This is a genomic window from Deinococcus pimensis DSM 21231 (assembly GCF_000519345.1).
GTDB classification, from domain to species: domain Bacteria; phylum Deinococcota; class Deinococci; order Deinococcales; family Deinococcaceae; genus Deinococcus_A; species Deinococcus_A pimensis.
The window spans coordinates 403,596-414,559 of sequence record NZ_KI912671.1; the positions used below are offsets into that span (position 1 = coordinate 403,596).

8 protein-coding genes are annotated in these 10,964 nt (G+C 69.6%); 1 reads left to right on the forward strand and 7 read right to left on the reverse strand.

The genetic code is table 11. The features are described from left to right. Positions 1–106 precede the first annotated feature (106 nt). The 7 genes from DEIPI_RS0121675 to DEIPI_RS0121705 all read right to left on the reverse strand — a co-directional run bounded on the left by DEIPI_RS0121675 (position 107) and on the right by DEIPI_RS0121705 (position 10,021). Positions 107–2,044: a beta-galactosidase gene (locus DEIPI_RS0121675; RefSeq protein ID WP_027483151.1), complete on the reverse strand. Its 1,938-nt coding sequence runs from the start codon at positions 2,042–2,044 to the stop codon at positions 107–109. Further along, positions 2,041–3,447: a GH1 family beta-glucosidase gene (locus tag DEIPI_RS0121680; RefSeq protein WP_342667530.1), complete on the reverse strand. Its 1,407-nt coding sequence runs from the start codon at positions 3,445–3,447 to the stop codon at positions 2,041–2,043. The genes DEIPI_RS0121675 and DEIPI_RS0121680 overlap by 4 nt, the downstream gene beginning before the upstream one ends. Before the next feature lie 51 nt (positions 3,448–3,498). Continuing rightward, positions 3,499–5,442 carry a discoidin domain-containing protein gene (locus DEIPI_RS0121685; protein ID WP_027483153.1) on the reverse strand — a complete coding sequence of 648 codons (1,944 nt, stop codon included), beginning with the start codon at positions 5,440–5,442 and terminating at the stop codon, positions 3,499–3,501. A gap of 125 nt (positions 5,443–5,567) precedes the next feature. After that, the gene (locus tag DEIPI_RS0121690) at positions 5,568–6,401 is read right to left on the reverse strand and encodes a carbohydrate ABC transporter permease (protein WP_027483154.1); all 834 of its coding nucleotides are present in this window, start codon (positions 6,399–6,401) and stop codon (positions 5,568–5,570) included. Further along, positions 6,398–7,390, reverse strand: a complete 993-nt coding sequence (locus tag DEIPI_RS33540) for a carbohydrate ABC transporter permease (RefSeq protein WP_045234848.1) — start codon at positions 7,388–7,390, stop codon at positions 6,398–6,400. Before DEIPI_RS33540 ends, DEIPI_RS0121690 begins: the two co-directional genes overlap by 4 nt. 79 nt (positions 7,391–7,469) lie before the next feature. After that, positions 7,470–8,927, reverse strand: a complete 1,458-nt coding sequence (locus tag DEIPI_RS0121700; RefSeq protein WP_027483155.1) for an ABC transporter substrate-binding protein — start codon at positions 8,925–8,927, stop codon at positions 7,470–7,472. Positions 8,928–8,983: 56 nt separating this feature from the next. Beyond that, positions 8,984–10,021: a LacI family DNA-binding transcriptional regulator gene (locus DEIPI_RS0121705; protein ID WP_084474743.1), complete on the reverse strand. Its 1,038-nt coding sequence runs from the start codon at positions 10,019–10,021 to the stop codon at positions 8,984–8,986. 220 nt (positions 10,022–10,241) lie between these two features. Between DEIPI_RS0121705 and DEIPI_RS0121710 the strand changes: the two genes are divergently transcribed. Further along, on the forward strand, positions 10,242–10,964 hold a 723-nt coding region (locus tag DEIPI_RS0121710), incomplete at its 3' end, for a DUF2264 domain-containing protein (RefSeq protein ID WP_027483157.1).

Below are 10,964 nucleotides of genomic sequence, written 5' to 3' on the forward strand. Positions count from 1 at the left end.
CGTCCAGGGCCACCAGACGCGGCGAGGCAGGGGCGGCAGGTCGAGCGTGGGACTCACGCGCACCTCCTGGAGCGCGGCGCGGATCGGCGGGTGAAGAGGCCGTCGGTCATGGTCGGGTCTCCAGGGGGGCGGCGAGGTTCTCGACGACGACGGTGGCGTACCGCCAGTCCTGCGTGTACTGCCGCTCGCCGCGGCGGCTGACGCGCACGCCCTCGGGGAGCGGCGCGTGCTCGACGCCCGCGGCGCTCAGCACGCCGCTCGTGACGCGCCGCAGCAGCGTCTCGCTCCACGCGCCGATGCAGGTGACGCCGCCCGCGCCGTGCGCGCGGCGGGTGACGGCGGCGCGGCCACGCAGGGGACCTTCCGTGTAGCGCGCGAGGACCTCCACGTCGTCGACCTGGGGTTCGAGGTCCTCCGTCCAGGTGCGCGCGAGGTGCGTCTCGCCCCCGCCCGCCGTGACGCCCACGGTGGTGCCCGGGGCGAGGGCGTCGAAGTTGCGGACGCGGACACCGGCGAGCGGCGCGAGCGGTCCGGGCGCGCCGTCCTCCCACACGCGGCCGCTCTCGCGGCGGAAGCCCGTGCGGGGCCCGAGGAGCAGCCTCGCGCCCCGCTCCACCTGCGTCCGGAGGTGCGCGGCGGTCTCCTCGCTCAGGACGTGCAGGCACGGCGCGACGAGCGCGTCGTACGACGAGAGGTCCGCGAGGGGGTGACGGACGTCCACGTCGACGCCCTGCTCGCGCAGGGCGGTGTAGAACCCCATCAGCTGCGCCCAGTACGACGCGCTGCGCGCGTGCTTCTGCGCGTCGTACGCCCAGAGGCTGTCGAAGTCGTGCAGCAGCGCCACCCGCGCGGGCACCCGTCCGCCGGGCGCGGCCTTGACGAGGGGCGCGACGTCGCGCACCTCGTGGTAGCCGCGGTCGGGTTTCCCGTCGTGCCGCAGCAGTCCGGAGTGCATGAGTTCCGCGCCGGCGGTCGCGGCGCGCCAGCGGAAGTACACCACGGCGTCCGCGCCGTGCGCGTGCGCCTGCATGGTCCACAGGTTCACCGCGCCGTCGGCGGGGAGGGTGTTGTGCGCGGCCCAGTCGGCGTGTCCGGCCTGCTGCTCCATCACCCAGTGCGCCGCGCCGGGCTTGACGCCACGGTAGAAGTCATGCGCGAAGCCCGCGAGGTCCGGGTGTCCCGTGCGGGCGTAGGTGCGCTTCAGGTCGGCGCTGAGCCACGAGACGTCGAGGAAGGCGGTGGGGTACGTGTCGAAGCTGGGGAAGTCGAGGTGCGCGCAGGCGTCGTAGTGGTCGAACTGCTCGAACAGCACCATGAAGTTGTGCGTCACGAAGCGTCCCGGGGAGTGCGCGCGCAGGATCTCGGTCTGCATGCGGTCGTACGCGACGACCTGGTCGCTGCTGTAGCGGTGGAAGTCCAGCAGGTGCGACGGGTTGGGGGTGTACACGGTGAGGTTGGGCAGGTCCACCTCGTCGAAGCGCGTGTACGTCTGACTCCAGAACACCGCGCCCCACGCGTCGTTGAGCGCGTCGACCGTGCCGTACTTCGCCGCGAGCCAGCGCTGGAAGGCGCGCCGCGCGTGGTCGCTGTACGAGCGGACGGTGTCGTGGCAGCCGTGCTCGTTGTCGGTCTGCCAGCCGATCACCGCGGGATGCGCGCCGTAGCGGCGCGCGACGACCTCGACGACGCGTCTCGTCTCGTCCCACCAGTCGGGGCTGGCGTAGTCGTAGTGCCGGCGCGAGCCGGGCCTGCGGCGTCGGCCCTGCTCGTCGACGAGCAGCAGCTCGGGCCGCTCGTGCGTCAGCCAGTTCGGCGGGGTGGCGGTGGGGGTGCCCAGCACCACCCCGAGGCCCTCGGCGTGCAGCGCGTCGACGGCCTCGTCGAGCCAGTCGAAGTCGAACTCGCCCGGACGCGGTTCGAACCGCGCCCACGCGAACTCCGCGAGACGCACGACCTCGAGGCCGAGCGTCTTCATCATCGCGGGGTACGTGAGCCAAGTCTCGCGGGAGACGTGCTCGGGGTAGTCGCAGACGCCGAGCCTCACGGGACCTTCCCGGCGTGGGCGGCGCGGTGACGTGCGACGAGGTCGTGGTACCAGCGTCCGCTGCGCTTGACGGTTCGGCGCTGAGAGCCGTAGTCGACGTAGACGAGGCCGAGGCGCGGCTCGTACCCGTACGCCCACTCGAAGTTGTCCAGCAGGCTCCACACGAAGTACCCGTCGACGGGTACGCCCGCGCGGCGCGCCGCCTCGGCGCTCGCGAGGTGCGCGGCGATGTAGCGCGCGCGGTCCTCGTCGTTCACCTCGCCCGCGTCGTCCGGCTCGTCGGGCAGCGACAGGCCGTTCTCGGTGATCACGATCGACTTGGGGCGGTAGTCCTCGTGGAGGCGGACGAGCAGTTCACGCAGTCCGTCCGGGTAGACTTCCATGTCGAGGTTGCTGAAGGTCGTGTCGGGCAGCCGGACCTCCTGGAGGTCGAGTTCGCCTTCGCCGGGCGTGGCGCGGACGACCTTGCGGTAGTAGTAGTTCACGCCGAGGAAGTCCAGCGGGGTGCTCGCGAGGTCGAGGTCACCGTCGAGGATGGTGGGTTCGATTCCACCGAGCCGGTCGAACAGGCCGTCGGGGTACGCGCCGCGCAGCAGGGGGTCGAGGAAGATGCGGTTGTAGTACGCGTCGAAGCGCTCGGCGGCGGCGCGGTCGTCGTCCGCGTCGCTCGCGGGATGCACCGGGGAGAGACTGAGGCTCACCCCGACCTTCGCGTCCGGGACGTGCGCGCGCAGGGCGCGGGTGGCGAGGCCGTGCGAGAGCAGCACGTGATGCACGGCGTCCATGCCGGCCTGCGCGTCGCGCACGCCGGGCGCGAAGCTGCCGTAGCGGTACCCGACGAGGGCGGTGACCCAGGGTTCGTTGTGGGTGATCCAGCGCTTCACGCGGTCACCGAGGGTCCGCGCGAGGACCTCGGCATACGCTTCGAAGTGACGGGCGGTGTCGCGCGCCGCCCAGCCGCCGCGTTCCTGGAGGGCCTGCGGGAGGTCCCAGTGGTACAGGGTCAGCCAGGGGGTGACGCCGCGCTCGAGGAGACCGTCGACGAGACGGTCGTAAAAGGCGAGGCCGGCCGCGTTGACGCGGCCGTGCCCGTCCGGGAGGACGCGGGGCCAGCTGACGCTGAAGCGGTAGGCGTTCACGCCGAGGTCGTGGAGGAGGTCGAGGTCGCCCGGCCAGCGGTGGTAGTGGTCGCAGGCGACGTCGCCGGCGTCGCCGCGCCTGACCTTGCCGGGCGTGTGGCTGAAGGTGTCCCAGATGCTGGGGCCCTTGCCGTCCGCGTTCCAGGCGCCCTCGATCTGGTAGGCGGAGGTGGCGACGCCCCAGGTGAAGTGCGCGGGCAGCGGCGCCGGGTCGAACGTGACGGTGACGTCGCGGGATAGGTCGGGGGTGGTGTGAATCGTCAAGGGCGCCTCCGATGGGGACCGCCGCGCGCGCGGCGGTCCCTGGTGCGTGGGTCAGTGGCGGTAGAGGCGGAACTCGTTGATGCCCCACCAGTTGCTGCCGGGGGTGCAGCAGCCTTTCTGCACGATGCGGACGTACCGGCCGGTGCGGGGCGCGAAGGTGATGGTGGTGTTCTGCCCGGCGACGCCGCCGCCCGTGCCGTAGCTGCTGCCGTTGACGGCGATGCCCGCGCCGGTCGGGACGGGCGAGCCGAGGCTGGCGGGGTCGTTGGTGACGTACACCTCGTAGCGGCGGATGAAGTCGGTGCCGCTCTGACCGGAGTCGAGCAGGATCCTGTCGAAGGTCTGGGCGCTGCCGAGGTCCACCTGGAACCACTGCCCCGGGGTCTGCGCGGCGCCCGTCGCCCAGCGGGTGCCGCCGTTGTTGTCCAGCGCGCGTGCGGGCACGTCGGTGCTGGAGCTCGTCGAGGCGCTCGCGGTCCACCCGGTGCGGGACAGCTCGGTGCTGTTGCTGGTCACGGCCTGGCTGTCCGCCACGCTGAGGACCGTGACGGAGTTGGGTTGCACGGTGAAGTTGCCGTTCTGGAGGTCCGCGAGGGAGATGGTGCCGGTGTAGTAGTACTGCGGGTCGGGCGCGACGACGTAGCGGTTGAAGGTGCTGCCGGTCGTCCAGTTGGAGGTGAAGTTGACCTTGACGGTCTGGGCGGCGTCGCTGCGGTTGATGATCGCGACGCTCTTGGCGCTGGCGGTCTTGACGGCCATGGTGACGATGTCGCCGGTGTCGCTGGTGCTGGTGACGCGCTCGCCGACCATGCGGTTCTGGAACATCTGAATGTTGTGCGCGCCGACGCGGATGCTGTTGTTCGCGTCGTTGTTGAGCTTCCCGAAGATGCCGTCGCGGTCGTTCCACGCGGCGGTGGCGCTCTGCCCGTTGTCGATCGCGCCGATCCAGATGAGGGCGTCGTACACCGCGCCTTGCGAGAGGGTCATCTTGTAGTCCTGCTGCCCGGCGTAGTTGATGTTGAACTCGGTGTCCATCACGGGGATGTTCAGCCCGGCCTGCTTGACGATGTTGACGATGTCGAGGCCGTGCCGGGCGGCGTCCTGCGTGCGGTTGTACACGCTGGCGTTGCTGGCGTACGGGTCGTTGTTGGCGTAGAAGTGGTATGGGAGGAAGTCCAGGTTGGCCTTGGCGCCCGTGACGAAGCGGCGCACACCCGCGACGAGGTCGCCGCGGGCGAACTCCAGCCCGCCGACCTTGGCGTTCGGGTCGGCCTGCTTCACGGCCACGGCGACCTTGTTGTAGAGGGTGATGAGCTCGTCGAGCTTGTCGGGCGCGCCGGCGTTCGCGAAGGGCACGTAGTAGGTGTCGTCGAGTTCGTTGGTGAGGGTGTAGTACTTGACGTTGCGGCCCTGGTTCTTGAGGATCGTCGCGAGTTGCGCGCAGAACGCGGCGTAGTTGTCGAACTCGGTCGGGTCGAGCAGGGTGCGGGTCTGCCCGCCGGCGGTGTACTGGTAGGTCTTCATCCACGACGGCCAGTAGGGGATGTTGACCATCTTCTCCGGGCGGAAGTAGCCGTAGGCGCTGCTGTTGAGGCCGTCGATGTTGTTCATGACGGTGTTGATGCGCGCCGTGTCCCAGGTCTTGTTGGTGGTGTCGACCCAGCCGCGCTCGTCGGTGGCGCTGCTGTTCACCAGCCCGCCGTAGTGGAAGCGCACGAGACCCGGCTTGAAGTACGCGAGGTTGCTCTTGTAGGTGCTCTGCGAGGAGATGTTGGCGCTGACGCCGCCGTACAGCCCGACGCCGTAGAGTTCCTTGGTGGCGGTCGCCTGCGTCTGACCCCAGTCGACGTAGACGTTCGCGGTGATGGCCGCGAGGGCGCGGACGTCGCCGGTGGTGCCGCGAGCGGCCGTGCCGGTGGTGGGGCTCTGGGCGCAGGCGGCGAGGGCGAGGGTGAGGGCGGTGACCAGCGGCGTGCGGATGATGAGTCGTTTCATGCGACGGTGCTCCTGTCGGTCCGCGAAGGGGGGGCGGGCCGAGGTGGCTGGGCTGGGTTGTGAGGGCGGCGCGGACGGTTACCGGACGCGTCGAGCGCTCGACGCGGAGCGGTCAGGGTGGAGCGTCAGCCTTTGACGGCGCCGGCGATGGCGTCGACGAAGTAGCGCTGCATGAAGAAGAACAGCAGCATGATCGGCACGATGGTCATCGCGGCGCCCGCGCAGATCCACGTCCACTGCGTCTGGTTCTCCCCGACGAAGGCCTGCATGCCGACGGCGAGGGTGCGCAGCTTGGGGTTGCCGAGCGTGAAGATCAACGGGATGAAGAAGGAGTTCCAGCTGTACATGAAGTGGAAGAGCCCGACGGTGGCGATCATGGGGGTCGCCTGGGGCAGCGCGATCCGCCAGAAGATCACTGGGGTGCTGGCGCCGTCCACGAGGGCGCTTTCCTCCACGTCGCGCGAGAGCGTCGTGAAGTACCCGCTGAAGAGGATGGTGTTGTAGATGATGCTGCCGGCGGTGATGACGAGGATCACGGCCCAGAGGGTGCTGAGCAGCCCGAGCCTGGTGACGAGGTCGTACAGCGGGATGACGGTGTACCCGCCCGGCAGGAAGAACAGCAGCACCATCACGGCGACGACGGCGGCGCGGCCGGGGAAGGTGGTGCGCGCGAGGGTGTACCCGGCGGCGGAGGTGATCAGCACGAGCATCAGGGTGCTGCCCGCCGCGACGAGGAAGGTGTTGAGGAAGTAGGTGCCGAACCGGGCCTTGCTCCACGCGTCGACGTAGTTGTGCCACTGCGCCTCGGCGGGGAACACCTGGAGGCCGGCGGTGAAGAACTCGCCGGGCGTCTTAAGGGAGCTGCCGAGCATCCACGCGAACGGGAAGAGGTAGAAGAACGCGACGGCGAGCAGGATGACGTGTGTCAGCAGGGGACGCAGACGGTTGAGGACACTCACGCGCGTTCCTCCTGGGTGTCGGTGAGGCCGGGTCGGCGGATGCCGAGGCGGCGGAAGACGAGGAGTTGCAGCAGGCTGATGCCGATCGTGAGGAAGCCCATGAACAGCGCGGCGGCGCTGGCGAAGCCGACGTTGGCGTCGGTGGCGCTGAAGGCGTTGCGGTAGATGTAGGTGCTGACGACCTCGGTGCCGGCCAGGAGGCCGGTCGCGCCGACGCCGCTGAGCGCCACGACGAGTTCGAACACGCCGAGCGCGCCGGTGAGCGTCAGGAACAGGATGATCATGCCGGGCGCGCGGAGCATCGGGATGGTGATGCGCCAGAATTCCTGCACGCTCGTGGCGCCGTCGATGCGCGCGGCTTCGTAGAGTTCCTTCGGGATGCTTTGCAGCGCCGCGAGGAAGTAGATGAGATTGTAGCCCATGCCGTGCCACACGCCGACGATGGCGATGGCGGGCAGCGCGAAGCGCGGGTCGGCGAGGATGTTGATCACTTCTCCCCTGCGCAGGACGCCGACCGACTGGAGGAACTCGCTGACGGGCTGGCCGAGGGAGGTGAAGATGAAGCTCAGGACGATGCCGACGACGAGGGTGCTGGTCACGGCGGGCGTGAAGTACAGCGCGCGATACAGGTTGCGGCCGCGCAGGGCGGGGTTGTTAAGGACGAGCGCGAGGATCAGGGAGAGCAGCAGCTGGAGCGGCACGACCATCGCGACGTACGCGAAGGTATGCTTGAACGCGCTCCAGAAGAAGGGGTCACGCGCGACGTCGGTGAAGTTCCTGAGGCCGACGTACTGGTCGGGCGTGCCGACGCCGTTCCAGTGGTAGAGGGTGTACGGGTAGCTGGCGATCAGCGGATAGATGACGAACAGCGCGACGAGCGCCACGGCGGGCGCGAGGAGGACGTACGACCACGCGGCGCGCGTGACGCGGCGTCCGAAGCCGTCACGCGGCCTGGTCGCCGCTGTGGGTTTGTTCGCGTGGGTGGTCATGCGCGCCTCGAGTCCGGGTTCATTGAGGAGGGCGTGCCGCGCCGGGGTGAGCGGCTACGCCGCTCACCCCGGGTTCGCGTCACTTGAGGGTCGCCTGGTCCTTGGTGGGGTCCCAGTCGGGGAAGGCGAAGTCGGCGAGGGTGACCTTGCTGCCGTTCTTGCGGGCGGTGTCGACGGCGTCGGCGAGCGCGGCGTTGTAGCTGTCCTCGAGGTCTTTGAGGACCTTGGGCAGGTCCTGTTTCTTGAGCTGGCCGTTGAACGCGGCGAGGACGTAGTACTCGAAGTTGGGGGTGGGTTCCTTGAACTTGACGTCCGCGAGTTGCGGGCGGAGCGCGTTGAAGTTCGGCGCGACCTTGTTGACCTGCACGCCGACCTTGGCGGCCTCGCCGGCCTTGCCTTTGGCGAGGCTGGCGGTCTGCGGCCATACGCGGACGCTTTCGCCGTATCCGACCCAGCGGTTGGCGCTGGCGCGGCTGTTGAGGAACGAGAACAGCTTCCAGGCCTGCTCGGGGTATTTGGTCTTGCTGCTGATCACGAGTTCCGCGCCGGCGGGCACGCCGCGGTAGTAGTAGCTGCCGGGCTGCGTTTTGGCCTGCGGCATGGTGACGACGGTGTAGTCGGTGAAGTCGGGGTTGGTCTGCGCGAGCGAGGCGGGGAGCCAGTTGCCGTTGACGTACATGCCGAACGCGCCGCTCGCGAAGATCGGGCGGATCTGCTCGTCGTTGTAGACGCTCGACTGCGGGTAGAGGCTGCCGTCGTTCTTCATGTCGATCCACGTCTCGAACCACTGCCGGAAGACGGGGTTGCTGGCGAACTCGAACTTGCCGGTCTTGGCGTTGTGGAAGTAGTACCCGAGGGGACCGGCGGTGGGCGCGCCGCTGGCGCGGACGCCCTGCATCTGGATGTTGAGGACGTAGTCGCCCTGCTTGGCGCCGAAGCCCATGCCGTAGACCTTGCCGCCGGAGCGCTCCGCGATCTGCCGGGCGAACTGGCGTTGTTCGGCCCAGGTGCGTGGCACGCGAATCTTGCCGCTGGCGTCGACGAGGCCGGCGTCGCGGAAGACCTTGTTGTTGATGTACAGGGCGAGGTAGTTCGCGCCGCCGCCGGCGAAGGGCGCGGAGTAGACGTTGCCGTCGTAGACGTTGACGCCCTCGACGAAGGAGTCGGCGGGGAAGGTGCGTTGCCACGCGGGGGTCGCCCACTTGTTGAGTGGCAGCGCCCACTTGTTGCTCACGAGGTCCTTGAGGCCGACGCCGCCGTCGGTGGGGACGACGAACACGTCGGGGGTCTCGCCGCCTCGGAAGGCGAGGTTGACGACCTGGGTGTACTGCGCGCCGCTGGTGGGGGTGATCTCGACCTTGATGCCGGGGTTCTGGCGTTCGAACTCGCGGATTTCCTTCTCGAAGGATTCGCTACTGGCGATGCGGTTGTGCCACAGCTTGAGGGTGACGGGTCTGCCGGCCTGCTGGTGGGCGGTGCCGAGGAGCAGCGTGGCGGTGAGGGCGGCGGCGGCGGTGAGCTTCTTGGAATACGACATGACTTCCCCCTTGCGTTCGTGCAGGCGGTGCGTGGTGCTGCGCGGATCGGGCGGGCTTACCGGGGCGGGCCGGTGGACTGCCGGACGACGAGCTGGCTGGGGAGCGTGACGGTCCCCTCGGTGCGGTTGCCTTCCAGGGCGTCCAGCAGCAGCTGGACGGCCGTGCGGCCGATGTCCTCAAGCGGGTGCCGGATGGTGGTGAGCGCGGGGCTCACCTGGCTGCTCATGGGGATGTCGTCGAAGCCGACGACGCTGATGTCGGTGGGGACGCTGAGGCCGCGTTCGCGGACCGCTTCGAGCACGCCGTAGGCGACGAAGTCGTTCGCGGCGAGGATCGCGGTGGGCGGGTCGGCGCGGTCGAGCAGGCGGTGCGTGAGCGCGCGTCCGGTCGGCTGGGAGTAGTCGCCTTCGACGAGGAGGTCGCCGGCGGGGGGCAGGCCGAGTTCGTGGAGGGCGTCGTGGTAGCCGCGCTGACGGATCACGCTGGAGGCGCCGCCTCCGCCGGTGAGGTAGGCGACGCGGCGGTGCCCGAGGTCGTGCAGGTGCCGCACGGCGTCCTTGATGCCCTGGTAGTTGTCGGCGTTGACTTCGGGCAGGTTGGTGTTGCGGTCGAAGTGGTTGACGAGCACGACGGGTGTGCGGAGCTTGCCGAGCGCCTGGAGGGCCTCGACGTCCTCGAAGGGGGTGATGAGGACGAGGCCGTCGGTGAGGCCGCCGGAGAGGGCGGCGACGCTGCGGCGTTCGCGTTGGGGGTCGTAGCTGGCGGTGTAGAGGATGACGTCGAGGCCGCGTTCCTGGATGGCGCTGCTGGCGCCGCGGAGGATTTCGGCGTAGTAGGCGTTGCCGAGTTCCTGGACGACGAGGCCGACGAGGTTGGTGCGGCCGCCGCGGAGGCTGCGGGCGGCGGCGTTGGCGACGTAGCCGAGGTCCTTGGCGATGCCGAGGACGCGTTCGCGGGTGGCGTCGGAGATGCGTCCGCGGTTGTTGAGCACCTGTGAGACGGTCATCTTGGAGACGCCGGCTTCTCGGGCGATGTCTTGGATTGTGACGGCGTGTCCCGACACGGTTCTCTCCGGTGCGGCGTGGTCGTCCACGCCGTCAGCATAGAGCACAGGTGTCCCCTGCTCCTGGTTTATCGTTAAATCCACCGTACACTTCCATCAAGGGCGTGTCAAGCGCGGCAGCAGGACACCAATGGTGCCCCGGCCGACGGTCCCCCGAGGGAACCGCGACCGTCACCTGCCCGGGGTGTAACGTTATACCTGCGTCAGGCAACCCCGCTACACCCGCGCGACCCCGTCCGGAGGACCACCCATGTCCACGCCCCTCGCCACCAACCCGCTCGTCACCCGTGACGACTTCCACTCGGCCGTCCTCGACCTCACGCGTCCCCTCGCCCCGCACGTCAGCCCCGGAGGCGCGCGCGTCCGCCTCGGCGCCTTCGGCGCGCACTACCCGGACGCCGCCGCCGAGCTCGAGGGCTTCGCGCGGCGACTCTGGGGGCTCTCGCCCCTCGCGGCGGGGAGGGCCCACGTCGACCTGACCCACGTCACGCGCGGCCTCACCGCCGGCACCGACCCCGACCACCCCGAGTACTGGGGGCCCGTCACCGACGGCTCGCAGCTCATCGTCGAGGCCGCCGCGCTCGCCTTCGCCCTCGCCCTCGCCCCGGAACACCTGTGGTCGCCGCTCGACCCCCGCGCCCGACGCCACGTCAAGAGCTGGCTCGAAAGGGTCAACCACGTGTTCGTCGGCCCGAACAACTGGCAGTGGTTCCGGGTGCTCGTCAACGTCGCCCTCGAACGGCTCGGCGAGCCGCACGACGACGCGGCCCTCACGCGCGCCCTCGACCTTATCGACCGCTGTTACGAGGGCGGCGGCTGGTACGCGGACGGCCTCCCCGACCGGGAGCGCGCGCAACTCGACCACTACGTCCCCTTCGCGATGCACTTCTACGGCCTCGCGTACGCGCGCCTGCGCGGCGACCACGACCCCGTCCGGGCCGCCACCTTCCGCGCCCGCGCCGCCGCGTTCGCC